The 25,683-nt window shown below is 35.7% G+C and carries 21 protein-coding genes and 1 tRNA gene; 16 read left to right on the forward strand and 6 right to left on the reverse strand.

Translation table 11 applies throughout. The features are described 5' to 3' along the window. Positions 1 to 3 precede the first annotated feature (3 nt). Together GHD00_RS17640 and GHD00_RS17645 are read left to right on the forward strand one after the other, a co-directional pair. Entirely contained in the window at positions 4 to 285 is a 282-nt protein-coding gene (locus GHD00_RS17640) for a YtxH domain-containing protein (protein WP_163539529.1), read from the forward strand. Then, positions 286 to 1,140, forward strand: a complete 855-nt coding sequence (locus GHD00_RS17645; RefSeq protein ID WP_163539530.1) for a YihY/virulence factor BrkB family protein — start codon at positions 286 to 288, stop codon at positions 1,138 to 1,140. It abuts the gene before it with no gap. 288 nt (positions 1,141 to 1,428) lie between these two features. Here GHD00_RS17645 and GHD00_RS17650 read toward each other — a convergent pair whose 3' ends face one another. Continuing rightward, positions 1,429 to 3,324, reverse strand: coding sequence for a heavy metal translocating P-type ATPase (locus tag GHD00_RS17650; protein WP_240468744.1), 1,896 nt, complete (start codon positions 3,322 to 3,324; stop codon positions 1,429 to 1,431). A 492-nt stretch (positions 3,325 to 3,816) separates the two neighbouring features. Between GHD00_RS17650 and GHD00_RS17655 the strand changes: the two genes are divergently transcribed. From GHD00_RS17655 to GHD00_RS17675, 5 genes are all read left to right on the forward strand, one after another. Then, on the forward strand, positions 3,817 to 4,965 hold the full coding sequence (locus GHD00_RS17655) for an NAD-dependent epimerase/dehydratase family protein (protein WP_163539532.1): 1,149 nt from the start codon (positions 3,817 to 3,819) through the stop codon (positions 4,963 to 4,965). Between the two features lie 91 nt (positions 4,966 to 5,056). Then, complete coding sequence (locus GHD00_RS17660; protein ID WP_163539533.1) at positions 5,057 to 6,226, forward strand: glycosyltransferase family 4 protein; 1,170 nt, start codon at positions 5,057 to 5,059, stop codon at positions 6,224 to 6,226. Positions 6,227 to 6,376: 150 nt separating this feature from the next. Continuing rightward, positions 6,377 to 6,826: a GtrA family protein gene (locus GHD00_RS17665; protein ID WP_163539534.1), complete on the forward strand. Its 450-nt coding sequence runs from the start codon at positions 6,377 to 6,379 to the stop codon at positions 6,824 to 6,826. Positions 6,827 to 6,887: 61 nt separating this feature from the next. Beyond that, the gene (locus GHD00_RS17670) at positions 6,888 to 7,280 is read left to right on the forward strand and encodes an OsmC family protein (RefSeq protein WP_163539535.1); all 393 of its coding nucleotides are present in this window, start codon (positions 6,888 to 6,890) and stop codon (positions 7,278 to 7,280) included. A gap of 57 nt (positions 7,281 to 7,337) precedes the next feature. Next, positions 7,338 to 8,117, forward strand: coding sequence for a YfkD family protein (locus GHD00_RS17675; RefSeq protein ID WP_240468742.1), 780 nt, complete (start codon positions 7,338 to 7,340; stop codon positions 8,115 to 8,117). A 652-nt stretch (positions 8,118 to 8,769) separates the two neighbouring features. Here the strand turns inward: GHD00_RS17675 and GHD00_RS17680 are convergent. After that, on the reverse strand, positions 8,770 to 9,621 hold the full coding sequence (locus tag GHD00_RS17680) for a mechanosensitive ion channel family protein (protein ID WP_163539536.1): 852 nt from the start codon (positions 9,619 to 9,621) through the stop codon (positions 8,770 to 8,772). A 154-nt stretch (positions 9,622 to 9,775) separates the two neighbouring features. On the opposite strand from GHD00_RS17680, the gene GHD00_RS17685 reads away from it, so the two are divergent. Genes GHD00_RS17685 through pdaA form a run of 3 tightly spaced genes read left to right on the forward strand, consistent with a single transcriptional unit; the run spans position 9,776 to position 12,103 of the window. Beyond that, positions 9,776 to 9,928 carry an SE1561 family protein gene (locus GHD00_RS17685; protein ID WP_163539537.1) on the forward strand — a complete coding sequence of 51 codons (153 nt, stop codon included), beginning with the start codon at positions 9,776 to 9,778 and terminating at the stop codon, positions 9,926 to 9,928. An 18-nt stretch (positions 9,929 to 9,946) separates the two neighbouring features. Beyond that, entirely contained in the window at positions 9,947 to 11,254 is a 1,308-nt protein-coding gene (locus GHD00_RS17690; protein WP_163539538.1) for a Na+/H+ antiporter family protein, read from the forward strand. Positions 11,255 to 11,311: 57 nt separating this feature from the next. Then, positions 11,312 to 12,103, forward strand: a complete 792-nt coding sequence (gene pdaA, locus GHD00_RS17695; RefSeq protein WP_163539539.1) for a delta-lactam-biosynthetic de-N-acetylase — start codon at positions 11,312 to 11,314, stop codon at positions 12,101 to 12,103. A gap of 27 nt (positions 12,104 to 12,130) precedes the next feature. On the opposite strand, the gene GHD00_RS17700 is transcribed toward pdaA, so the two are convergent. Next, on the reverse strand, positions 12,131 to 14,227 hold the full coding sequence (locus tag GHD00_RS17700; RefSeq protein ID WP_163539540.1) for an RNA degradosome polyphosphate kinase: 2,097 nt from the start codon (positions 14,225 to 14,227) through the stop codon (positions 12,131 to 12,133). A gap of 82 nt (positions 14,228 to 14,309) precedes the next feature. After that, the gene (gene ppx, locus GHD00_RS17705) at positions 14,310 to 15,863 is read right to left on the reverse strand and encodes an exopolyphosphatase (RefSeq protein ID WP_163539541.1); all 1,554 of its coding nucleotides are present in this window, start codon (positions 15,861 to 15,863) and stop codon (positions 14,310 to 14,312) included. 87 nt (positions 15,864 to 15,950) lie between these two features. Here ppx and GHD00_RS17710 point away from each other — a divergent pair, with 87 nt between their 5' ends. Further along, the gene (locus GHD00_RS17710) at positions 15,951 to 16,826 is read left to right on the forward strand and encodes a DNA-3-methyladenine glycosylase family protein (RefSeq protein ID WP_163539542.1); all 876 of its coding nucleotides are present in this window, start codon (positions 15,951 to 15,953) and stop codon (positions 16,824 to 16,826) included. A gap of 15 nt (positions 16,827 to 16,841) precedes the next feature. Here the strand turns inward: GHD00_RS17710 and GHD00_RS17715 are convergent, their stop codons facing one another. Continuing rightward, the gene (locus tag GHD00_RS17715; protein WP_163539543.1) at positions 16,842 to 18,218 is read right to left on the reverse strand and encodes a tetratricopeptide repeat protein; all 1,377 of its coding nucleotides are present in this window, start codon (positions 18,216 to 18,218) and stop codon (positions 16,842 to 16,844) included. A 550-nt stretch (positions 18,219 to 18,768) separates the two neighbouring features. On the opposite strand from GHD00_RS17715, the gene GHD00_RS17720 reads away from it, so the two are divergent. From GHD00_RS17720 to GHD00_RS17730, 3 genes are all read left to right on the forward strand, one after another. Further along, the gene (locus tag GHD00_RS17720; protein WP_163539544.1) at positions 18,769 to 20,880 is read left to right on the forward strand and encodes an ATP-dependent Clp protease ATP-binding subunit; all 2,112 of its coding nucleotides are present in this window, start codon (positions 18,769 to 18,771) and stop codon (positions 20,878 to 20,880) included. Positions 20,881 to 21,420: 540 nt separating this feature from the next. After that, positions 21,421 to 22,248 (forward strand): dimethylarginine dimethylaminohydrolase family protein, encoded by an 828-nt coding sequence (locus tag GHD00_RS17725; protein WP_163539545.1) that lies wholly within the window; start codon positions 21,421 to 21,423, stop codon positions 22,246 to 22,248. A gap of 108 nt (positions 22,249 to 22,356) precedes the next feature. After that, on the forward strand, positions 22,357 to 22,569 hold the full coding sequence (locus tag GHD00_RS17730; RefSeq protein ID WP_163539546.1) for a helix-turn-helix domain-containing protein: 213 nt from the start codon (positions 22,357 to 22,359) through the stop codon (positions 22,567 to 22,569). Positions 22,570 to 23,178: 609 nt separating this feature from the next. Here GHD00_RS17730 and GHD00_RS20960 read toward each other — a convergent pair. Beyond that, on the reverse strand, positions 23,179 to 23,340 hold the full coding sequence (locus GHD00_RS20960) for a hypothetical protein (protein WP_205600786.1): 162 nt from the start codon (positions 23,338 to 23,340) through the stop codon (positions 23,179 to 23,181). 215 nt (positions 23,341 to 23,555) lie between these two features. Here GHD00_RS20960 and GHD00_RS17735 point away from each other — a divergent pair. Next, a tRNA-Ala gene (locus GHD00_RS17735) sits at positions 23,556 to 23,628 on the forward strand. A 415-nt stretch (positions 23,629 to 24,043) separates the two neighbouring features. Next, entirely contained in the window at positions 24,044 to 25,495 is a 1,452-nt protein-coding gene (locus GHD00_RS17740; protein WP_163539547.1) for an alanine/glycine:cation symporter family protein, read from the forward strand. The last annotated feature ends 188 nt before the right edge of the window (positions 25,496 to 25,683 follow it).

Here is a 25,683-nt window from a genome sequence, read left to right on the forward strand (position 1 = left end):
TCAATGGGAAAACAAACTTTAGTAAAAGGAATGGTAGTAGGTGCAATTGTAGGTGGAGCTTTAACACTATTTGACCGAAACACAAGGAGATTCGTAACGAACCAGCTAAATCAATCTAGACAAGAGGCCGTATACTACATCAAACACCCTGCTGAAGCTGTACATCAATTGAACGAAGGATATGGAAAAGTGTCTAATCAATTTTCTGATCGATTATCACAAGCTTTAGAATTTTTAAATCAAGTGCAAGAAATATCAAATAAAAAAGGTAATAAAGAGGAATAAATGAGTAAGAGGAAATGGGTGGATATACCAGCAGTTTCTTTTATGAAGCAGCTGATGAAACGATTTGCAGATGATGATATAGCTGGTTTAGCGGCACAATTGTCTTATTTTTTCGTATTATCTTTATTTCCATTTATAATTTTTTTAGTTACATTAGTGGGATACTTACCTTTTCAACAAATTGATTTTATTCAGTTTATTTCGACTTATGCACCACAAGAGATAACGCATTTAATAGAGAATAATGTGACGGCAATTATTGATAATCGTAATGGTGGATTGTTGTCAGTAGGTATTATAGGAACATTATGGTCTGCTTCAATTGGCATCAATGCCATTATCCGTTCTTTTAATAGAGCTTATAATATTGATGAGGAGCGTTCTTTTATAAGGGTAAGAGTCGTTTCGATTGTGTTAACTTTTGCGATGTTGCTAGTCATCATTATCGCCTTTTTATTACCGATTTTTGGTCGCGCCATTGGCGTTTCGTTATTTTCGATATTTGGTTTATCGGAAACTTTTTTACAGTGGTGGAATGCCCTTCGATGGGTGATATCTTCTGTTATCTTTTTCATTGTATTGATCACTTTATATTTGCTGGCACCAAGTAAAAAAGTACATGTGAAAGATGTCTTTATAGGAGCGCTTTTCAGCACCATTTTTTGGCAGTTAACTTCATTAGCTTTTTCTTTATATGTTTCTAAGATGGGGAACTATTCTGCAACATATGGCAGCCTTGGCGGGGTTATAATTCTAATGATTTGGTTTTACTTATCTGGAATTATTATTATTGTTGGTGGCGAAATCAATGCCTTGAAAGAAAAAATGAGACAAAGAAATAGCAATGAAGTATAACCTGTTTTTTCGTGGCAGGTTATTTTTTGTGGAAAAAATGTTTTAAGAGAAATATAATTTTATCACGGTGAACAAATGTCCGTAATCCCCCCATGACTTAGAATAATGAAATGAAAAAGTGGGGATAACGGACGCCACCACCCTGATAATTTCGCTAACCATCAGTGGGGACGCCCCCCACTGATGGGAGTCTCTCTTTATCATAAAAGAAAAAGAGCCTACCTAATAGCCCATTTACTGATCAAACAACTGAAATATGAATTGGACTTTTGGAACAGCTCGAAGCAGTTAACCTTTTAATAGCCTTAACCCATTTAAAATAACAAGAATGGTGCTGCCTTCATGACCAACTACGCCTAGAGGCAGATCGATCATTTGTAAGAAATTAGAGGCAATTAACAATAAAATGACTGTTATAGAAAAGACGATATTTTGCTTGATAATACGATTCATTTTTCTAGATAGTTTGATAGCATCCACTATTCGCGGTAATTTGTTTTTGACTAGTACGATATTAGCTGTCTCTAGTGCAACATCACTGCCTGCTCCCATGGCAATTCCTAGATTAGCTGTAGCAAGTGCTGGTGCATCATTAATACCATCCCCAATCATTGCAATTTTTCCGTATTGCTTGGATAAGTGCTTCATCTCATTTACTTTATCTTCTGGTAAACAGTTCGCACGGAAATCTTTTATATTGGCTTCATTGGCAATGGCTGCTGCTGTCTCTTGATTATCTCCTGTCAGCATAATCGTTTTTACACCAAGTTTATTTAAGGCATGTATTGTCTGCATAGAATCCTTTCTTAATTGATCTTTTAACAGTAATAAACCAATAATTTCATGATCTCGTTGAATAAAAATTCTTGTTTTCGCATCATCATTCGAAAGGTCATTCGCGTAACCTTCCATAAAAGCTTTTGCTTTTTCCTCCCCAACTAAACGTGCACTTCCAATATTCCAAATGCTATTTTGCACCTGTGCTTGCACACCTTTTCCGTTAATATGAATGACATTATCTACTTCTACCGACAATAGATCTCTTTTTGTTTTACAAAAATCAAATACTGCTTTTGCTAAAGGGTGGTTCGATTGTTTTTCAATAGCATGTAAGATAGAGAATACTTCCTTCACATTTTCTTGTTCGTTTAGCCGAACATCTGTCACAACCGGTCTTCCTTCGGTTAAAGTTCCTGTTTTATCAAAAGCTATTGCGTGAATTCCGGCAAGACCTTCAGCATGTAATCCGCCTTTAAATAAAATGCCTTTTCTTGCTCCATTCGAAATTGCAGATAGTGTAGCTGGCATGATGGACGCAATGAGTGCACAAGGGGAGGCTACAACTAATAAAATCATAGCTCGATATATGGTATCAGTCCAGGACCAACCAATAAGATAATACGGTAAAAACATCATCAATCCTACAACGATCAAAACGACTTTGACATAAGTGTTCTCAAAGCGTTCAATAAATTGTTGAGATGGAGATTTTTCATCATGTGCAGAGTGGACAAGCTTAATAATTCGTTGAAACAGTGTTTCATTTGGCAATGTATTGATTTCTACGGTGATACTCCCATTGTCATTCATCGTTCCGGCATAAACCTTGTCATCTTTTTGCTTAGCTACCGGAATGGACTCTCCTGTTAGTGCACTTTCATCAATGATTGTGTTTCCTTTTTTTACAATGCCATCAGCAGGTACACGTTCTCCTGCTTTAATAAGGATTTGATTTCCTATGTTTAAGTCTTTAACGGAAATGGTTTCTTCCCCTTGTTCGGTAATTAAATGAGCTGTTTCTGGTTGGAGGTCCATCAGTGATTTTAATTCTTTTTCACTTTTGTTTTCCGTATAAGTTTCTAATGCACCTGATAAGGCGAAAATAAAGATGAGAATAGCTCCCTCTGTCCAATATCCGATCGATGCAGCTCCTATTGCTGCTATAATCATCAGAAGTTCTACATTTAACGTTTTTTCTTCTATACTTTCTGTTATTCCTTCCTTAGCCTTCGCATATCCACCAATAATAAAAGCACTGATAAGTAAAGTTATGCTCCATTCTTGTGTTAAAGCAGCCTGAAATAACCATGTAAAAAATATAATAAGACCACTGATAATGGCAGCAGCTAGTTCGCGATGTTTCCAAATTTGATGTATGAATTTAGATGGTGTAAAAGAAGGCACTTTAGGTTCAATTGTTTTATCTAGAATAATTTTTAAATAGTTACTCAATGACTCTCCTCCCCTTATATAATTGATAATATTTTTCATTAAAACTGGGTGATGATAAAGATTATCATTATCACAAATTATAATAATTATAAAATAATAATTTATTTAATGATATCATAGTTATCAAAAATGTCAATTTGTATGGTGATGATTTACAAACAGGAAGGGGTTAGTATAAAAAGCACTAGAAGTGAAAGGTATAAATATTTGTTTTATCATATTCAAATTTGTTCTAATTGCTGCAAATGAACATCAATTAATTGACGTTGAAAAATGAGAATTTTGGTATCATAGAGGTATTTAAGGGTGAGAAGAAACATATATAAAATTTGTGTAAATATTCTTCATTATTATTTATTTTATTCATATATGTGGTAAAATTTTTGTGAGATATTTCAACATTCAATAGCACTATTGTAGTCGTAAGGAGATGGAGGAAGTTTTATGAATATTATTGTAGCTGGTGGAGATGGTTTTTGCGGATGGCCAACTGCCTTATATTTATCGAAGCAAGGACATAAAGTATCTATTATTGATAGTATGGTAAGAAGAAAGATAGACAACGAACTACACTCTAATTCATTAACTCCAATTGCTTCTTTACAAGAACGTGTAAATCGCTGGGAAGAACTAACTGGTAACAAAATCACGATTTATGATGGAGATTTAGTTCATTATGACTTTTTAAAAGAAGTATTAAAACAAGAACAGCCAGATGCTTTTGTTCATTTTGCTGAACAAAGATCTGCCCCTTATTCCATGATTGATCGAGAACATGCAGTATACACACAACATAATAATGTAACAGGTACATTGAATGTACTATTCGGGATAAAAGAAATCGTACCGGATTGTCATTTAATCAAACTGGGTACTTTAGGAGAATATGGTACTCCAAATATTCCAATTGAAGAAGGATATCTTGAAATTGAACATAAAGGTAGAAAAGATGTACTTCCTTATCCAAAGCAACCTAACTCTTTTTATCACCTATCTAAAGTACATGATAGTCATAACATTACATTTGCTTGTAAAATTTGGGGAATTAGAGCAACAGACTTACACCAAGGTATTGTTTATGGACTAGATACAGAAGAAACAAAAATGGATCCTATTTTAACTAATCGCTTAGATTATGATGATGTATTCGGTACAGCACTGAACCGTTTTATTATTCAATCAACCATTGGCCATGATCTAACCGTTTATGGTAAAGGAGGACAAACAAGAGGATTCCTTAATATAAAAGACACGGTTCGCTGTATTGAGATTGCCGCTGAAAATCCAGCAGATAAAGGAGAATTACGAGTTTTTAACCAATTTACCGAAGAGTTTTCAGTTGCTGATCTAGCAGCAAAAGTGAAGAGGGTAGCAGAGGACGAAGGTTTTGAACCGCAAATTACTAACTTAGAAAATCCAAGAGTAGAATTAGAAGATCATTTCTATCATGCTGAAAATACAAAACTAAAAGAACTAGGTCTAGAACCTCACTTATTAGATGATGAAGTGATTAGAGAAATTTTAGAAACTGTCGTAAAGCATAAGGATCAAGTTATAGAAACAAACATCCTACCAAAAGTGTCGTGGAAATAACGGTTTAATTTGTGATTAATTTGGTCATCATAATACAAAATATGATTAATGCAAGAGACAGTAGAATTTTGTACATAAGGATGGTTAAACCGTGAAAATATTAATAATTACGGAAACTTTTATACCTTCTACAGATGGTGTGGTCACACGTTTAAAAGAAAGCATTAGATACTTCATGAAACAAGGGCATGATGTCCGAGTTGTTGCACCAGACTTAGGTGTGGATGAATTTGAAGGTGCTTTAATAAAAGGAGTTCCTGCGAGAAGATTATTCTTTTATCGGTCCAAAAAATTCGCCATGCCATCACGTAGAGTGAAGGGTATGATAGAAGAATATCAGCCAGATATCATTCATGTCGTCAATCCTGCTATTTTAGGATTTTCAGGTGTATATTATGCAAAGAAACTACAGTATCCATTACTAGCATCCTATCATACACAAGTGCCGAAATATGCAGATTACTATCATTTATCCATATTTAAAGGCCTATTATGGTGGTATTTTCGAAAACTGCATAATCAAGCAGATATCAATCTATGTACTTCGGAAGTTGTACGAAAAGAGTTGGATTCTCAGTCATTTCAAAATGTACATGTTTGGAAGCGTGGTGTTGATACAACCCTTTTTCATCCTGACAAATATGATGCGAATATGAGAGAAACTTTAACGAATGGTCAGCCTGATAAAAAGCTATTACTATATGTTGGAAGGCTAGCACCCGAAAAGGAAATAGAAAAAATTAAGGAAGTGCTAGAAATATCTGATCAATTCGTTTTAGCTATCGTAGGGGATGGTCCGCATCGTTCATCTTTAGAAAAACATTTTGAAGGTATGGACGTTGTCTTTACTGGTTTTATGCATGGCGAAGAATTAGCAAAAGCTTATGCCTCTTCTGATGTCTTTTTGTTTCCGTCGACAACAGAAACGTTGGGGTTGGTAATTACGGAAGCAATGGCATCGGGATTGCCTATTGTTGCTGCTAAAAGTGGCCCAACTTGTGAGCAGATTGAAGATGAGAGAACTGGTTTATTATATGATCCATTAAACCCTCAAGATTTTACGAGAACGATTTTACAATTTGAGGATGAAACGCTTCGTAAGAGGCTCTCTAAAACGGCTCGTTCAGAAATTGCTGATATGGGATGGGACGAACAGTCAAAGCAAATTCTAGCATTTTATCATCAGGTTGCCGGCATTGAGCAAGAAAATCCTGCTAAAAATCTATCGTCCCCATCTACAGAAAAAAGCTTAAGGCGTTAATGTTTAATTTAAGGCTGTGTTCTAAAAACTTGTTACTTTCGGTAAAAACTTCATTAGTTTGGGAGAGTGGAAAGTGACCGCCTAGATCTAACCTGAACGATGGAAAAACAACAAACTTTATAAAAACAGCATAATTTAAAGAGGGATAGAATGAGTAAACAACGAAGGAAAAGTGGTCCCTTACAATTTTTTCAGTTTGGTCTCATAGGAATTGGAAATGCAGTAGTAGATATTGGTACATTGAATCTACTGTTGCTGTTATTTCATACAGATGATCGTATGTGGTTATTAGCATATAATACGATAGCTTACACGTTAGCTGTGACTAATAGTTATTTTTGGAATGCAAATATCACCTTTAAACGATCAGCAACGGGTACAAATTTTCAAAGGTTCGGTTTTATTACACAAAGTATAATTAGTTTAGGAGTCAGTAATGTTGTATTTATTGGCTTAAATAGCATGCTAGAACATTTTGGTGTATTAAATTGGCTTCGTTATAATATTGCAAAAGGTTTAGCGATGTTGTTATCATCTATCGCTAGCTTTTTTATGGTAAAATATTTTGTTTTTAAAGATTACGGAAAAAGTCGAAAATAGTCATATCCTCCATTTTTTGTGCTACACTAGACGTAACCTAGCTTAAGAAGGAGGAATATGAATGGATTTTTATTTAAAAGAAGGCGGTATGCGTACACAGTTAGAATATGGCGTATTAGATATTTCTGGTAATGAAGAATTCGGTTATCGCCCATTTCAACTGATGGTGTCCTCTATCGCAGGTTGTAGTGCTTCTGTCTTCCGTAAAGTGTTAGAAAAAAAACGATTGGACATTGAAGATTTAAAAGTGTCAGCAGAAGTGGAAAGAAACCCCGAGGAGGCGAATAAAATTGAATCTATTCATTTAAACTTCACAGTAAAAGGGGTTCAGCTAAGTATTGATCAAATGGAAAAGAGTCTCGAAATCGCTAGGAAAAACTGTTCTATGGTTCGTACGATTGAAGATACAGTGAAAGTAACCGAAACAATAGAAGTGATAAACATTAGTAGATAGTAATGAATAGTTTTCTCGTCCCTTTGGTAAACTAAACAAAAAGTAGAAGGGACGAGAATGATGGAAAAAGTAAGCCTTTCTGTTATATTAGCTTTCATAATGTTGACGGTTCCTTTGATGGCATCAACCAAGGCAGATATTCCGGATTATGTAGAGAACATTGATGAAGAGAACACTTCTCCAAAAAAATCAGAAGAGCAAAATAATGTAGAACCAAGTAATTTAGTAAATACATTGATGGATGGTTTAAACATTGAGATTGAAAATCCAGAGCTTGTTCAATTGTTAAACGAATCTAGTCTGAATCCATCACCTTTAGCATTTGGTTATAGAGGAAACATTTATTTAGGTCGTTGGCCCTTACGATATGATTCGGAGGAATCGAACGTAAAATGGGAGTTCCAAGTAGTCAACACCAATGAAGTAGATAACAGATATGGTGATAAAGAAGAGAGTGTTTATTATCATCAAGAAGAAGACAAGCATGTGAAAGGTGCACTTACTGCGAAAGTGGACCGTGCTAATCAAATCAAGCAGATGGTTTTAAATAAGGCAAGCCAACAAGTGGATTTACCTTTAACCTTCCATGCTGTAATTGGAAATGATACGAAGTTAAGTAAAACGTATGCCATACCAAAAGGGGATATTGGACGTTTAGAAGCTTATCTGCCAGTATTACAAGAGAAAGGTCAAATCACTTATGGAGAAGTTTATTTAGAATTAAAAGGCTCAGGTAAGGAATTAGTGATCAAAAATGTGACGAAGCAAGAGGTAGGAGCTATCATCCCAGTACAAAATCATCTTGCATTTAAATTCCAATCAAAAGGCGCGCAGTAAACCTGCGCGCTTTTTTTATAAGAGAAGAAAGTATAAAGTTGTGCGTAATATCCATAAAATATGACACAACTTAATGTGTCTTTCAACTATTCTTCCGAAGCTGAGTGCAAAGAATCGCTTCGGCAAGATACTTCGCTTTCCGCGGACACGGCCTCAGCCAGGGAACTACTTGAAATAACTTCTTTGCTCCCTTGCACCGAGGAAACCTACTTCGAAGCGATACTAGAAGACACAGGTGCATCACGGGGTCTTCGGACACGTGTTGTTTCAGCAGGAGTCTTCGTATCTTACCTACGCTAGTAGTGATGTTCTGATTTTCAAATGAATCAAGCTTGTGAAATCAGTGATCCATGGAAATCTCTCACTCGAACAGAAAACCACACGAAGCTACGGAAAAATGCGAGATTCCTGTGGGAAAGGAACAGTCTGAAGACCCCGCAGCGAGCGTCTTTTGCTCGTGAGGAGGCTGAAGCGTTCCCCACGGAAAGCGAGTGTTTTTCCGTAGCGCCAATTAAGCACTAATCGTGAAACAAGTGAGAAGAAAAATCACTAATTTATGTCGCAATTTGTTCTACTGCGAACTGTAGCTTGTCAGAAAAATTATTAGGGTTTGGGCGGATTTTGACTGAAATATGGATTGGTTCTGAACCTATCAGGATTGTCTCATATCAATATGCTGCTCGGCCATTTGTATTTTATTCTGATACATGTGTTCTGCGATAATTCTGCGTGTTTCTTTAGCTGCTGTAAAATATTCGTCATCAATACATAATCCAGTTATTGTATACTTATAACCTCGGTAATGATCATTTACAGATGACATTCCATAAACCGTAAAGGCTTCAGCAGGCGCACCTGAGATGTCCTTTAGTAAGTACGGGTATAGTTCATCATTTAACTGTTCACAAATTTCTTCTAATACTTGAAATACTTTTTTAGGATTTTCATAAAAGCTAGTTGTAACATGCTCAATCACACGCATTTTTTCAATATTATAATTCTCAATCGTGTTCACTTGTCCATTACTGATTGTTAACAATACTCCAGACCATTGCCTCACTTTAAGAAAACGTAAACCTACCTCCTCAACAGTCCCTGAAAACGTGTTATTTACCTTAATCCAATCACCTTGTTCTAATTGCTTCTCATATAAAAGAAAAACACCAGCTAATAAATCCTTGATCAAACTCTGTGCACCAAAACCGAGAATAATACCTAGTACACCAGCACCAGCAAGAATACTGCCAACTTCTATGCCATAAACAGTGAATGCATAGATAATATAACCAAATGTTGCAGCATACCGAATTATTGAATTTAGCATCGATTCAATTGTACGTTCTTTTTTCTCTGTTAAAAAATTGGTTTTTTTGAAAAACGTATGAATAACTTTTTTCGCGATTAGGACAATAGCTAATGTAACGATTGCGCCAATAACTAAATTAATAAGGTTATTTTCCAAAAAATATGTGTTGAAAAATGATTTTATATTTTCCCATGACATAAATAAAGACCTCCATTTTGTCCTCAAACCGTGTATATTATATCACGAGTACAGGTGGAAGAAAATAAATCTAGACATTACGTCATTAATCCTTTAGCATGGTAAAGGGATTTAAGTACAAGGCGAAATCAAACACAGAAAGAGGGGCAACATGATGAGTGAAAGTAATAAAATTACACAATTAAAAGTACAACTGGAAAGGTTCATGGATCAACTTGATGGATTGGATCCAGAGAAAACGTCCATAGAAGATGTGGATCAGTTAATTCAAATGATAGAAAAAATAGAGAAAGATTTAACAAGATAAAAGGGGAAAACGAGAAGAATGGAATGGGTAGTCGTTATATCTGTCTTAGCAATGATATTGTTAAGTTTATTTAAAGTACACGTTATTTTCGCTATTATTATTGCAGCAATTGTTGCCGGTTTAATGGCTGGCATGAATGTGCAAGATACGGTTGCAATGTTAATTGATGGGATGGGCGGACAAGCTAGTACAGCACTGAGCTATATTTTGCTTGGGGTATTTGCCGCCATGATCAGCTATACAGGAATTACAACATTATTAGTGCGATCCTTAATACGCGTGTTAACAGGGAAGAAAACTATGCTTGTATTAGCTATTGCCGGGATCGCATCACTGTCACAAAACTTGGTACCAGTACACATCGCATTTATTCCTATTTTAATTCCGCCATTATTAAAAGTATTTGATCAAATGAAGTTAGACCGCCGAGCGGTTGCAACAGCTTTAACATTTGGTTTAAAAGCACCTTATGTGATGATTCCATTTGGATTTGGTTTATTATTTCATCAAACCATTCAAAATGGAATGGGAAGTAACGGTGTGCAAATTGGCACAAGTGAGGTTGCTCTTTCCTTACTCATACCAGGCAGCGGAATGATTATTGGTTTACTTATTGCAGTATTGGTCACATACAGAAGAAATCGCGAGCCAAAACAAGTTTTAGAGATGGATTCGTTCCAACAAAGTCATCAAACCACTGAAATCACTTTTAACCGAACACATCTCATCACTATTTTTGCTATAGTTATTGCCTTGATTGTACAGTTATATACAGAAAGTCTAGTAATTGGTGCATTAGCTGGTGTTATATGTATGATTTTATTCTTTGCTGTTCCACTTAAGCAAGGAGATGCTTTTGTACAACAAGGGGTAGGCATGATGGGATCTATTGCCTTTGTCATGTTAGTAGCAGCAGGGTTTGGTCATATATTAACAGAAACAGGCGCAGTGGATGCATTAGTGGGATCCTCTTCTGATATGTTAGCGAGCCATAAAGCGCTTATTGCCCTTATTTTATTATTAGTTGGTTTATTGATCACCATTGGTATTGGTTCATCTTTCGGAACAATCCCCATTATTTCGGCGTTGTATGTGCCTATTTGTTTAGCAGCAGGTTTTTCACCAATGGCCATTGCAGCGTTAATTGGTACATCAGGAGCATTAGGTGATGCCGGTTCACCAGCATCTGATAGTACATTAGGTCCAACTTCTGGATTAAGTGCAGATGGGAAGCATCATCATATTTGGGATACCTGTGTGCCAACCTTTTTACACTTTAATATTCCATTGTTTATTTTTGGGTGGATTGCAAGTATTATTCTGTAAGCTTTCAGTATAAGGTCACTTTTTTTGATTAAACTATTGGTAAAAAAGGTGATCAATATGAATAGACGGATAATCGTAATATTTTCTCTACTGTTGCTCAGCTTATTACCTTTACAAGTTTCTGCTGAAGGTTATGGTTGGGGCTATAAAAAAGCAACAAATCATGAGCAGCCAGATGTAGGCATGTATAAACCTATATTAGATAAATACAATGGCTATTATGTTGATGAGTCAGGCGATAAACATATTTATTTAACGTTTGATAATGGTTATGAGGCAGGGTACACGGAACAAATTCTAGATGTATTAAAAGAAAAACAAGTTCCTGCAACCTTTTTCTTAACCGGTCATTATATAGATGATCAAAAGAATTTGGTAAAAAGAATGTTACAGGATGGTCATATTATAGGAAACCACTCTAATGGTCATAAAGATTTTACGAAACTGACTAAAGCTGAACTTGCAGCAGATCTAGAATCACTAACAAAAAAAATAAAAAGCGTTAGTGATAAGGCTGTTGTTCAATATGTACGACCACCTAGCGGTACCTTTAGTGAAAAGTCTCTTCAATGGGCGAATGAATTGGGATATACTCATATCTTTTGGTCGTTGGCGTTTGTCGATTGGAATCAAGGATCGGAAAAAGGATGGCGCCATGCCTATAACGAAGTGATGAATCAAATTCATCCAGGTGCTATTATTCTTATGCATACTGTTTCCCAAGATAATGCAGATGCTTTAGAATCGCTTATTAATGACTTGAGACAACAAGGTTATACATTCAAAAGTTTAGATGATTTAATGATGAAAGAACTATTGCCAAAACCGATCATAGGTTATAGCAGATAAGAGAGAGCTTCGTTTAGAAGCTCTCTCTTATTCTTCATCATCTAATACTTGATAGGCCATATCGAATAAAGTGAGTTGACTATCGATCAAATGTTTTTTTGATTCATTTTTAACATGAGAGTATGAGCCGTCAGGGTTTTGAATTCTCATTTTGGCAGTGTCTTGAAGCAAAATTTCTAATATGTTTAGAATTCTATTTTTTATACGTCCTTCAAATATTGGAAACATTAGTTCTACGCGCTTCACCATATTTCTTGTCATCAGGTCGGCAGAAGATAAAAACAGCTTTTCTTCTCCATTATGATGGAAATAATAAATACGACTATGTTCCAAAAAACGTCCAACAATACTTTTCACCCGGATATTATCGCTAATTCCCTCCATACCTGATTTTAAACAACAAATACCTCTGATGATTAAATCGATTTCTATTCCTACTTGAGAAGCTTCATAAAACTTTTGAATAACAGGTTTATCTGTTAAAGAGTTCATCTTAGCAATAATTCGCCCATTACCATGTTTGTTATGATAATCAATTTCAGCATCAATATACCGTATAATATCATTACGAATATCAAATGGAGACATAGAAAGGTGATGGAAACGTGGCTTTTCCGTATAACCACTTAAGTAGTTAAAAAAATGGGTAGCATCCATTCCAAATTTTCTTTTCACAGTTAAATAAGACATATCTGTGTAAAATTTAGCCGTTTGATCATTGTAGTTGCCTGTACCTAAATGGACAACTCTTTCCACTCCGCCTTCAGTTCGGCGAACAACAAGGGTGATTTTACTATGTGTTTTTAATGAGATCATCCCATAAATAACATGACATCCAGCTTTTTCTAATTCCTTGGCCCATTGTACGTTGTTCTCTTCATCAAATCGAGCCTTTAATTCAACAAGTACCGTTACTTGCTTGCCATTTTCAGCTGCCCGCTTCAATCCATCAATAATAGGGGAGTCACCACTAACACGATATAATGTTTGTTTAATTGCTAAGACATCGGGATCATCCGCAACTTCTCTTATTAAGTCAATAACCGGCTCAAAGGATTCGTATGGATGGTGTAAAAATAGATCACGTTTCCGAACCGCTTCATATACATTTTCATCTTCATGAATATCTTGTGGCGGTTGCGGGATTAGCGTTTGAAAAATAAGATGCTCGTAATCCTTTTTTACATGACTATAAAAATCAGATAAGAAAGTTAGATCTAATGGACCATCCACGATATATAAATCTTTATGGTGAATTTCTAATGCATGCAATAGAAAATCGACCATTTGAGGATCCCTTTGTTTACCTTCAACTTCAAGACGTACTGCTGCGCCCCATTTACGCTTTTTTAGTTCTTTTTCAATTTCTTTTAATAAATCTCTCGCACCTTCTTCATGAATTGTCATATCAGCATTCCGTGTAATACGGAAGGTGGTAATCGATTTGACATGGTATCCTTGAAAAAACTTCCCAATAAAATGGCTTATTAAATCCTCTAAAAGGACATAATGGTGCTTGTCATTTACTTGTATAAACCGGTCCAAAAGAGCAGGGACTTGAACAATCGCTGTTTTTAGCTTTTCGACATCAATATCATACATGTCTTCTAATTGAACAGCGAGGTTGACAGATTTATTTAACAGCATAGGAAAGGCTCTATAAGCATCAATTGCCATTGGAGTTAAAACAGGATATATTTGCTCATCAAAATAAGTTTCCAATTCATTAATTTGAGAGCTTGTCAGACTTTCGATTGGCAAAATACATATATCTTCTTCTTTTAATGGTGAAGTTAATTGTTTATAAATGGAATATTGTTGCTCGACCAATTCATGGTTTGTTTTCGATATTTTGGAAAGCTGCTCTTTTGGGGTTAACCCAGACTTATTGTCTTTACGGTTAAAACCGGCTTTAACCTGATCCTTTAGTCCAGCCACTCTCACCATAAAGAATTCATCTAGATTAGAAGAAAAAATAGATAAAAAACGCAGTCTCTCTAATAAAGGATTCCTTATATCATCGGCTTCTTCCATTACACGTTTATTAAAAGAAAGCCAGCTGAGTTCTCTATTATTATAGTAGGCAGGAAGACCTAATTCCTTTTTATCTTTTGTTGTTGTCATTAGTTATCATCCTTTTTCACAGACTACTATCTATCATAACGCTAAAACAAGGAAGATTTGTTAAAATAATGTAAATTTTGTATTAATTTATTGTAAACTTGTTCTTAGCAGTAGTGCAAGTAAAAACTAACTCGATGTTGGTTTTAGCAGCTTTTTCAAGATGCTTTTTTTGCTTCTCAGCTTGGTATTCCTCAGGCATCCAGTCACCCTCACAAGAAAGCTCTAACCAAAGTTTGCTGTTTTTCATATATGGATGAATATCCTTTACTATTTGCCGTTTTGTAGCGTCTAAGCAATAGGAAAACTTTAATAAAGCACCAAGTCGTTTTAATTTTTTTCGTTCTTCCTTTAAAAACCAAGATTTATATGGGTGGATAAATTGTTTAAAGACAGTTTTATTTTTATAGGAAGCAATAAGGGCTAACATTAAACGTTCTTTATGTGTGAGGCCATCTATCGTTCGATTGGCTAGCAAATAGAAAGTGTGTTGAGCACTTGATTCAGCGTCAATATAAGCTCCTAAATGACATAAGTAACTAGCTCGTTTTAAAAGTTCCCAATCTTGTTTGTTTAAGTGAATAAGTCCATTTTCCTTCAAGAAGTCAAATAAATTTCTCGTTAAATATTGTACATGGAAAATTTGCTTTGGTACTAGGTCATAGTCATTAATCAACTCTTGGATGCTATCTTCTAGAACATTGGGGAAAATGACAGATCCCATTTCCTTTGACAATTGCTCGTAAAAAACTCCGTCGCGAAGCCCTTTTCGACTAAGAATGAAGCAATCAGCCTGTACGGTTTGATAAAGTGTATGAAACACTTCAATGGCAGGAATGATCGTGTCAGCCCTGTCCTTTGATAGACCTTCGACTTTTGGTAACTTCGATGGTTTGAGAGATGTTAAATAATGACTAACTCTTTGAATATCCTCATCGAACATTTTATATTGGTGAAGGCCTGCTAATGGGTATCGTTTCATGTTTTGGTCAATTTGAACGAGATTTCGTGCACTTCCTCCGATAGCAATAATAGGAACTTCTTTGGCAACTAGCCATGACAAAGTGCGAAACTGTTTGGACAAATATAGATGTAATTTTTGTAATTCCTCTTCCGTTGGAGTTTCCTTTTGAAAGAAGCTCTTCAATGTTAACGCGCCAAACGGAAAGCTATGGCAGGCAACTAATTCTCGTTCTTCAAAATAGGTTACTTCTGTACTGCCGCCGCCGATATCTACTGTTATACCAGTATGAATAGAAGTGGAATTAACGACAGCAAGATAGCCATAATAAGCTTCTTCTTCTTCAGATAATATTTTCATTTTAAAACCGGTTTTTTCCTTTACTTTGGCTTGAATCTCACTTTGATTCTTTGCTTGCCGAACGGTAGCTGTTGCGACACATTCCACCTGCTCAAGCGCGTAATTATTCAAAACATCGTGAAAGCTATTTAACGTGGTAATTAGTCGCTTAACTCCGTTTTCCGTTAAATAATGATCAGTGTCTAAAAATGTTCTTAATCTTGCAACTGCTTTTACGTTTTCTACTTCCTTTAAACGCCCGCCTTTTTCTCTTAGATATATGACGAGTCGCATAGTATTAGAACCAATGTCTATAATAGCGTAATACTGCTTATTCATTTCTATCACCTTGTCTTTTGTTGAGTGTTTTGTTTTAGTATATCATAGTAGATAGAAAATTCAGACAAGCAAAAAGGATGTGTGATAATGGAATGGGAGAAACAGATTAAGCTTAATACTCCTTATGACTTTGACTATGCGCTAAGCAGATTAGCGTTTGATACACTAAATCAAGTAGATTTATTAAATAAACAAGTGACGATACCGATACGGTTTGAGAACAATAAAACAACAGTGACTGTTCAGTCGATTGGAACCATTCATCAACCTTTGTTTAAAGTCAAAGGGAAAGATCGTGATAAACAACTTGACATACAAAAGCAAGTAAACGGTATTTTTGCTTGGGATCAAGATTTAGCAACAGTGAAAAGCTTTTTTGCATCATCTAGTATAGACAAATTATTTAAAAAGTTTCCATATACTCCTATTGTTCGTGAATTTGATTTGTTCGGCAGTTTAATGAAGACGATTATCCATCAACAATTAAATATGTCCTTTGCCCAAACCTTAACAAGTCGTTTTGTTGAAAAGTATGGTGAGAAATATCAAGGAGTCTGGTTTTATCCGACGGCAGAGCAAGTGGCTAGCATACCATATGAAGATTTACAGAAGATGCAGTTTAGTCGACGTAAAGCAGAATATGTGGTGGATACTGCTAAGCTAGTGGCAGACGGATCCATAAATTTCATTTCACTATCATCTCAAACCAATGATGAAATAATCGCACAACTAACCAAAGTGAGAGGGATTGGAGCATGGACTGTGCAAAATTGGTTGATGTTCGGTCTTGGAAGAAAAGATTTATTTCCTGTTAGTGATATCGGTATCCTCAATGCATTGCGCTATGATAAGGGGTTTGAACATAAACCAAGTAAAGATACTGTGTACGAATGGAGTAAAGAATGGTCTCCATACCGTTCTTATGCTGCGATGACATTGTGGCGAAGTATAGAAGACCAATAAAACACTTCTTTAAAGCTAGGATGAGGCAGACTGTGATTGAACATTTATTAATAATTTTTTGTAAATATTAGCTTGTTCTTTGTCATCCTTCTTTAAGTAACTCTTGTATAAATATTGTAAAGGTTTTAAGTCGTTTGGATTCAGTTCCATCTCCCATTCAAAACATTGAATCGCTTTGTCATATTGCTCTAAATCAAAATATATTTCACCTAATTCCATTTGTTTATCAGGGTTCTCGGTTAATGTCTCCATTTTTCGAAGTTTTTGTGTAATAGGAACTTCCATACTAGGAATAAACTGTGTCATTTCAGAGAGAGACATATGTGGCAGGAGTTTTTTTATGGTGATGTGCATTACTTTTTCTAATTGGCTGTGATTATGGTGGAAGTAGTTCGTTAACTTAGTGAATAATTTCTCTGTATATGGCAGCAAGTCATTGCCTTTTGCGTCAACAATTGCTTTTTCTAAATAAGGTAGGGTGTACGGATCGATTTCTTCATTATGAACGAAAAAGTGAATTAATTGCTTATACCCATTTAATTCGGATAGTTTATCGATCATAAATTCGGTATGGCTCGTGTTTGGCAGTAAACTTGCCCATAAATCCTTTTGTACTTCTTCTGTTATAATAGATTGTGCTATTTTGTCTAATCGAACAAGGATTGATGAATTTATATCAATTCCAGAATCGTAGATCATGTGCAGTAATGCAAGTTCGTCAAATTGTCTATTTTCTTTAATAAATTGAGAGCGTAGACTTTGCATATGTTGGTGAGCGTGATTTAAATCAGAACAAATAGATTCTAAATAAAGAGGGTCAGACCAGGATTGAGTTAGCTGATCAAGGTCTTTGTATGATGCTTTATATTTGGAAAAGTCCATATGGTGTATCATATCCTTGGCGAATGTATCATGTGGACGGATCTCGCGATAATTAATGATGGTGCGGAAGGCTTTTTGTAACTGTCCATTTCTGCGATATTGATAAAAGACAGTTTTACACAGTCCTCGTATTTTTTTCTCTTCTAAGAAATTATCGAACATAGAAATAATATATAACATTTCAATAGGGGCAAACTTATCTTTTAATTTTTGGAACATTTGGTTAGTAGAAGTGATGCGGTATGTTTTATTTTCAGATAGTAGAGCTTTGGTTAGTGGATGGTCGGCAGGATAAGTAAAACCATACTGAAATGCTTTTGCTAAAAAGGAGAAGCGTTTCAAAACAGTTGTTTTTTTACAGTTAATATAGTCGTTTTTATAAAATATGATCGTATAATATTGATGTTTACGATCTATTGCCTCGATTATTTTTGCTTGTTTGTAAACGGTCAAATGTTGTACGGTCAGTTCGATTGGCTTTTTATGCGACATCAATTCAATAGTTGTCATATAGAAAAACAACTCCTTTTCACAATATATGTTCATCATATCACAGTAAGCAAATGGATGAAAGTCGTCCTGATTGTAAATTGTTTGTAATGTTTTATCCCAAAAAGCATGATAAATACCTATTGTGTGATAATATGATACAAAAGCCTTTTAGGGGGATGAGGAATGTTAAGGGAATTATGTTGGGCACTCCTTCTAACATTAATTTTAGTATTTATTCCTTTCGGTGTTGTGATCTAAAATATGATGTCTATTATATATCTGTAAAGAGCTGTCTAATTGCGATAGTTCTTTTTTTATGGTTAAGGAAAGTGAGTGTTTTTAAACAGCGGAGATTAAGCACTAATAACCCAAATTTTCCTCAGTAACTATGTTTAATATTTTCCACGTTGTGAAAAAATGAATAATGAATGGTTTCATTCATTTCATAGAAAAATTTTTAAGCAAAAGGGTTGAAAGTCAAAGAAGGTCAAATTATAATAATAGATAAGAAAGGTCAAATATAGTCAAAGTCAAATTAAATAAATAGAAATTGAAGGAGGAATATACAATGAAATGTCAACATTGTGGTATTCAACCAGCAAAAATTAATGTAACCCTTCGATTTAATGGTCAATCTGAAACTTTACATGTGTGCGAGTCATGTTTTCAAGATATAAAAAATCATGCAGCAAATCCATCTGGGATGTTTGGAAGCCAAGGAGCAAATGGTTTCTTTTCTGGTGGAGCGAATGGATCCCAAACACACACTCACACAGCAAATGGTCAAGATGGAAATGGACTGCTTGATCAGTTGGGGAAAAATGTAACTGATGCTGCTAAAGCAGGTTTAATCGACCCTGTAATTGGTCGAGATCAAGAAGTAAAACGTGTGATTGAAACATTAAATAGAAGAAACAAAAATAACCCTGTTTTAATCGGGGAACCAGGTGTCGGGAAAACGGCAATTGCAGAAGGTCTTGCTTTGAAGATTTCAGAAGGTAATGTACCAACAAAACTTATGGATAAACAAATCTACTTATTAGATGTGGCTTCTCTTGTAGCAAATACAGGAGTAAGAGGACAATTTGAAGAGAAGATGAAACAATTAGTACAAGAATTACAAGAGAGACAAAATGTTATTCTCTTTGTAGATGAAATCCACTTGCTAGTTGGTGCAGGTACAGCTGAAGGCTCTCAAATGGATGCAGGAAACATTCTGAAGCCGGCACTTGCAAGAGGCGAATTACAATTAATTGGTGCAACAACGTTAAGTGAATATCGTCAAATTGAAAAAGATGCAGCACTAGAGCGTCGTTTCCAGCCGATTATGGTCAAAGAACCAACAGTAGAAGAAGCAAAGCAAATTTTACAAGGATTAAAAGATCGTTATGAAACGTATCATCATGTAAACTATTCAGATGAAGTGCTTTATGCTGCTGTTGAATTATCTAAACGCTATATCCAAGACCGATTCTTGCCTGATAAAGCGATCGATTTAATCGATGAAGCAGGCGCTCGCTTAAATCTGGAGCATGAAGAGACAGATAAAGACACGTTGCAAAAACGTTTAGATGAAATTGCAAAAGAAAAGATGGAAGCAGCGGAAAAAGAAGATTACGAACGTGCAGCCAATCTTAGACATCAAGAAATCAAATTGGAGAAAAAGCTAGAACAGACGAATGAAGAACCAAAAGCAGAGGTTTCCGTAGGGGATATTCAATTGATCATTGAAGAAAAAACAGGTATCCCTGTACGAAAAATTCAATCAGATGAACAAAATAAAATGAAATACTTGGCTCAAAATCTTTCAAATAAAGTGATTGGTCAAGAAGTAGCGGTAGATAAGGTAGCAAAAGCTGTTCGCCGCAGCCGTGCAGGGTTAAAACCGAAATATCGCCCAATTGGTTCCTTCTTATTCGTAGGTCCTACTGGTGTTGGAAAAACCGAACTAACGAAAGCTCTAGCGGAAGAGTTATTTGGTACTAAAGAAGCAATGATCCGACTGGACATGAGTGAGTATATGGAAAAACACACGGTGTCTAAAATTATCGGTTCACCACCAGGATATGTAGGACATGAAGAAGCAGGTCAATTAACAGAGAAAGTACGACGTAACCCATACAGTCTTATTCTGTTAGATGAGATTGAAAAGGCTCATCCAGATGTGCAAAACATGTTTCTGCAAATTATGGAAGACGGCCAGTTAACCGATAGTCATGGTCGTACTGTAAGCTTCAAAGACAGTGTCATTATTATGACAAGTAACGCTGGAACAGGAACTAAGAATATAACGGTTGGTTTTAATAGCGATAATAATGAGGCTGTTTCTACACTAGAAAACTTAAGTGATTTCTTTAAGCCCGAATTCTTGAACCGTTTTGATGCGATCATTCCGTTTAATGAATTAACACAAGAAGATCTATTGCAAATTGTTGATCTGATGATTGCAGAATTAAAAGAAAAGCTTAAAGAAGCAGGTATTGACATTCATATCTCAACAGATGCGAAGAAATTCCTAGCAGATAAAGGATATGACCCGCGTTTTGGTGCAAGGCCATTACGTCGAGTAATTCAAGAGAAAGTAGAAGATGGTATTACAGATGTTGTTCTAGAGGATGAAGAAGTCAATACCGTAACCATTGAGTGTAAAGATGATGATATTATTATACAAAAAGCGTAGTATTGTATTCAAAAGGAGCTGACTTTAAGATCAGCTCCTTTTTTATACTATCAGAAAGTATGAAAATTTATTGTTGATAGTATAAGAAAATTAAGGCTTTCGCCAGTGCTTGGCGATAAGCCAAGTTTTTCTTTATCTCTATTGGAAGGTCTTGTGAAAATGGAGAGGTTAACAACAATAAAGCACCGATAACTGTATTATTACTAGTTATCGGTGCTTGGTAAGATTTATTGCTTTATCATATGAACAAGGTTGAGATTTGATTACTGAAACATTACTTTAAAAGTCAAAACAATAAAAGTGATAAAATTAGGATTTTTCATTCTTCTTCTAGCCATTTTAAAATCCCCTCCGATTGATTAATGATTTATTGTAATTAAAGAATAGCACGTGATTAAACTAGGGAAAATAAATCTGTAAGATTATGTAACGCACTTTTTTTCCTTTGATTTATTTTGGTTGTTAAGATTCAAATAACTTACTGAAGCAAGAATGAATCAGAGGTATTTTGATATAATATAGAGGAAGGGGGCGCTAATCATGATAAAGCAAAATAAAGAATTTGGTCGGCTAAATCAAGTTGTGGTGTGCCCGCCAACTTATATGAAAATTGATCAAGTAATAAATGAAACACAAAAATATTATGAGGACGATAATATTAATGTGGCAAAAGCGATGGAACAACATAAGGTCTTTGTGGAGGAATTGAGAAATCAAGGAGCAGAGGTTATAGAACTTGCTGCTGAGCCTTCATTAAATGAACAAGTTTTTACGAGAGATATAGGTTTTGTAATTGGCGAAAATCTGTATACTGCCAAGATGGGACGAAAAATAAGAGAGCCTGAAATAGAAGCCCTAGTAACATTTTTGAAGAGTTATTCTCTTACATACGAGTCACTCTATACCCATTCAATAGAAGGGGGAGATGTGATTGTTGCTGGTGATACAGTGTGGATTGGTATTAGTGAAAGAACGACTTATGAAGCGGTTGATTCTTTTCAAGCCTTTGTTAAAAATAAAAGACTTGTTCCTATACCGATAAGAAAAGACATTTTACACTTGGATTGTTGCTTTAACTTAGTTAGCGAAAAAGAAGGACTCATTTATTCTCCAGCTTTCGAAGAGAAGGAATTACAAAAGTTAAGAGAACGATACGACTTAATAGAAGTATCAGATGACGAGCAATTCACACTTGGCACCAATGTGTTATCTCTTGGCGATCAACGTATTATTTCTTTACCAGAAAATAAACAAGTAAATCAAGCATTACGTGACAGAGGTTATTATGTTATTGAAGTACCTTTTTCTGAAATTATAAAATCTGGTGGCTCATTTCGATGCTGTACGATGCCATTGGAAAGAGGATAATGGGAGTGAAGAGGGCTGGGACATAAGAGGATTATTCATAGGAAAATCCGAACGATTTGAGCTGACCCCCAAAAGTTAGACCTAAAATCTAACTTTTGGGGGTATTTTATGGCTAAATATAATCAGGCATTTAAATTAGGAGTTGTTAAGGCTTATTTGAATGGAGAAGGTAGCTATCCTAGCTTAGCAAAAGATTCGGGAATAACAGATGAAAAATCGATAAGAAATTGGGTCCGCATTTATGAGGCTGTGGGTGAAAAGGGATTAAAAAGAACCCAATCCCAAATCAGAGCTTTAATACAAAAGGAGCTAGTAACATGAATTATTACACAAAATACGTAGGGTTAGACGTATCAAAGGAAAAAATTGCAGTGGCAGTTGTGGAGGAAGGGCGTTAATACTATTCGTTGAGGGTCAAATTTAGATTCTTAGCTTAAGGTTGTCCAAAAAGAGAGACATTTACATGTTTTGAAGGAGGCCTTGACAGTTTTGTTCATATCAGTCTGCGTATTTTGACTACACTTAGTATTTGCGTCTATATTTTTAATTGTTCAATGTTCGTCTTTTGAGTAGGCTATTTTTATTTTTTTCAATCTCTTTTTCTTTTTGGTTAATTTTGCTCAATTTAATTGTATTAAACTACGAAATAATACGGACCATCTAGGACTACAAAACTCTAAAAAAATTATTTTTATGAGGACTAACACTCACACCAAATCATGTAATACAAAATATGATGGATTAATAGAAGGGAGGGAGCAGAAAGGTGAAGTCTCGAAAAAGAAGGAAACGTAAAGGTGGCCTAAATGTGTTTCAGTGCTGTACACACGGCACTTTTCGTGGGAAAAAGCGAAAAAGGAAAAAACAGTTTAAGCATGAAGAGAAGAATGATATCACAAAAGTAGAAGAAAAAAAAGAGGGAAAATGCTCTTAAAGTTTTGCTATAAAGGTGGAATTTAAACCAGAGATCAATGTTAGAATACTCAGAGAGAGGATAGCACCAGGCGGATTTTTCATCATTGCAATCATTGGAGATGATGGTGCGGGGGAGTTTCCAGAAGCAGCTGCTATTGGCAAAGATGATTCGCTCATGTAGCTTATCCTCTATCAACTCAAGATACAAACAGAATGAAGGTTCTCTACCATAAGATAGATTCAATCAAGGAACTAAATCAGGTAAGGGTGACTGAAATTAAGATTACATCAAAAGAATAGGTTATTAAACCATTCACCTAGAGTGAATACTTTTGATAAGAATTACTAATTCTTTTTCTTGTATTAAAATTCTGATATAATGCTATTATCGTGGGGCATTAGCTCAGCTGGGAGAGCGTCGTGCTGGCAGCGCGAAGGTCATCGGTTCGAGCCCGATATGCTCCATCTAACGTAACTTATAGAGGTTACGTTTTTTTATGGACATAGATTCCGTTATTGTTACAAAATGCCGTATTTTCAATGTAGTAGTGGACATCATGTCCTCTAACAATACTAAGACGGGGAATTATGCAGTATTAACGGATTGTATGTCCGAAGGGGAACAGATAAGGTTCATCTTTATTATACTGTATTTTTTTAGTACGGGAAACAATTTGGGTGTTCATGCTGGAAGAGCATCTTACTCCCGATATACTCATCGAATGTGTCATTCTAATTGTGTGATTTTCATAATTTCTTGAATATATAGAAGTTTTTTGGTAATTTTAATTAGGAAATCAACCTTACACGTTTTATCAGTGTCAGTGCTAGTTTCTAAAAGATTTATACAACACGTGAGTAGATAAAATAAGCAGAAAGGATGGATTTAGTGAAGGATTGGTTTAGTGCAGATACATGGTTTGGTGATATTGTAGCTTGGGGTAACGACCTTATCTGGACATACATATTGATTGCCCTTTTACTGATACTTGGTTTTTACTTTACGTTTATATCTAAATTTGTTCAGTTCCGTTTATTAGGAGAGATGATCCGCGAGCTATTTAAAGGGACAGACAGGAAAGCGTTTAAAGAAGGTAAAGGGACAACTCCTTTTCAAGCATTTGCGATTAGTACGGCGGCTCGTGTCGGTACAGGGAACCTTGCGGGGGTAGCGGTAGCCATTTCACTTGGAGGCCCCGGTGCAATTTTTTGGATGTGGTTAATTGCCTTGATAGGTGCAGCCACAGGGTTTGTGGAAAGTACATTAGCACAAATATATAAAGTTAGAGATAAACATGGATTTCGTGGTGGTCCAGCCTATTACATGGAAAAGGCGCTTGGAGCACGTTGGTTCGGTTTAATATTTGCCGTGTTGATTACATTGTGCTTTGGTCTTATTTTTAATGCAGTACAAACCAATACGATTACAGATGCTTTTGTGGGTGCTTATGATATCAGCCCATTCATTGTAGGGATTATTATTGCTATTATGATCGGTTTTATTATCTTTGGCGGGATTCGTCGTATCGCCGTAGTGGCAGAGGTAATTGTACCGTTTTTCGCTATTACGTATGTAGCTATATCGGTGATTATTATGACGTTAAATATCGGTGAACTACCATCTGTGATTGCTTTAATCTTTAATAATGCATTTGGTATTGAGGAAGTAGTAGGCGGCGGATTCGGTGCTGCTATTATGAATGGGGTCCAACGAGGCTTGTTCTCCAATGAAGCAGGTATGGGTAGTGCGCCAAACGCTGCAGCAACAGTTTATGTTTCTCATCCGGTAAAACAAGGTTTAATTCAATCGTTAAGTGTTTTAATTGATACAATCATCATTTGTAGTGCGACAGCATTTATGATTTTATTGACGGATGTGTATACAGTTGGTGAAATTGAAGGGATTCAGCTAACGCAAGATGCAATGGCTAATCACTTAGGCAATTGGGCAAGCTTATTTGTCACGGTAGCTATATTCTTCTTTGCCTTTAGTTCTTTATTAGGAAACTATTACTATGGGCAAGCAAATATCGAATTTATTTCAGAAAAGCCAATCTATACAACGATTTTCCGTATCGCCTTTTTAATTATGGTGTTAGTTGGCGCAACGAGTGAGCTGGCTATTATTTGGTCGATGGCAGACTTATTTATGGGATTAATGGCTGTTGTCAACCTTATTGCCATTGCCTTATTAGGTAAAATTGCAATGAGAGCCTTGAAGGATTATCAAGATCAGCGACAAGAAGGCAAGGACCCAGCCTTTTACCGTGACACCTTACCAGATCTTAAAAATATTGAAAGCTGGGAAAGTAAATCAGAATCAAACAAATAAAGTAGGAAAACTGCTTCGAGCTATTTCGGTCGAAGCAGTTTTTTTACAAAGAAGAAAGATAAAACTCATTCGTAGTTTCCATAAACTACGACATAACTTTTGAAAACTCGTTTCACGATGAGTGCTTAATCCGACGCTGTGAAAAAATACTCGCTTTCCGGGGGCAGCACCTCAGCCTCCTCGCTCAC

Source organism: Gracilibacillus sp. YIM 98692 (genome assembly GCF_010993965.1).
In the GTDB taxonomy this organism is placed as follows: Bacteria; Bacillota; Bacilli; order Bacillales; family Amphibacillaceae; genus Gracilibacillus.

What these genes read in the sequence shown, in the direction of transcription:
- GHD00_RS17640 (WP_163539529.1), top strand. Translation starts at nt 4, where the DNA reads ATGGGAAAACAAACTTTAGTAAAAGGAATGGTAGTAGGTGCAATTGTA.
- GHD00_RS17645 (WP_163539530.1), top strand. Translation starts at nt 286, where the DNA reads ATGAGTAAGAGGAAATGGGTGGATATACCAGCAGTTTCTTTTATGAAG.
- GHD00_RS17655 (WP_163539532.1), top strand. Translation starts at nt 3,817, where the DNA reads ATGAATATTATTGTAGCTGGTGGAGATGGTTTTTGCGGATGGCCAACT.
- GHD00_RS17665 (WP_163539534.1), top strand. Translation starts at nt 6,377, where the DNA reads ATGAGTAAACAACGAAGGAAAAGTGGTCCCTTACAATTTTTTCAGTTT.
- GHD00_RS17670 (WP_163539535.1), top strand. Translation starts at nt 6,888, where the DNA reads ATGGATTTTTATTTAAAAGAAGGCGGTATGCGTACACAGTTAGAATAT.
- GHD00_RS17675 (WP_240468742.1), top strand. Translation starts at nt 7,338, where the DNA reads ATGATGGAAAAAGTAAGCCTTTCTGTTATATTAGCTTTCATAATGTTG.
- GHD00_RS17680 (WP_163539536.1), bottom strand. Translation starts at nt 9,621, where the DNA reads ATGTCATGGGAAAATATAAAATCATTTTTCAACACATATTTTTTGGAA.
- GHD00_RS17685 (WP_163539537.1), top strand. Translation starts at nt 9,776, where the DNA reads ATGAGTGAAAGTAATAAAATTACACAATTAAAAGTACAACTGGAAAGG.
- GHD00_RS17690 (WP_163539538.1), top strand. Translation starts at nt 9,947, where the DNA reads ATGGAATGGGTAGTCGTTATATCTGTCTTAGCAATGATATTGTTAAGT.
- pdaA (WP_163539539.1), top strand. Translation starts at nt 11,312, where the DNA reads ATGAATAGACGGATAATCGTAATATTTTCTCTACTGTTGCTCAGCTTA.
- GHD00_RS17700 (WP_163539540.1), bottom strand. Translation starts at nt 14,227, where the DNA reads ATGACAACAACAAAAGATAAAAAGGAATTAGGTCTTCCTGCCTACTAT.
- ppx (WP_163539541.1), bottom strand. Translation starts at nt 15,863, where the DNA reads ATGAATAAGCAGTATTACGCTATTATAGACATTGGTTCTAATACTATG.
- GHD00_RS17710 (WP_163539542.1), top strand. Translation starts at nt 15,951, where the DNA reads ATGGAATGGGAGAAACAGATTAAGCTTAATACTCCTTATGACTTTGAC.
- GHD00_RS17715 (WP_163539543.1), bottom strand. Translation starts at nt 18,218, where the DNA reads ATGACAACTATTGAATTGATGTCGCATAAAAAGCCAATCGAACTGACC.
- GHD00_RS17720 (WP_163539544.1), top strand. Translation starts at nt 18,769, where the DNA reads ATGAAATGTCAACATTGTGGTATTCAACCAGCAAAAATTAATGTAACC.
- GHD00_RS17725 (WP_163539545.1), top strand. Translation starts at nt 21,421, where the DNA reads ATGATAAAGCAAAATAAAGAATTTGGTCGGCTAAATCAAGTTGTGGTG.
- GHD00_RS17730 (WP_163539546.1), top strand. Translation starts at nt 22,357, where the DNA reads ATGGCTAAATATAATCAGGCATTTAAATTAGGAGTTGTTAAGGCTTAT.
- GHD00_RS20960 (WP_205600786.1), bottom strand. Translation starts at nt 23,340, where the DNA reads ATGAGCGAATCATCTTTGCCAATAGCAGCTGCTTCTGGAAACTCCCCC.
- GHD00_RS17740 (WP_163539547.1), top strand. Translation starts at nt 24,044, where the DNA reads ATGGATTTAGTGAAGGATTGGTTTAGTGCAGATACATGGTTTGGTGAT.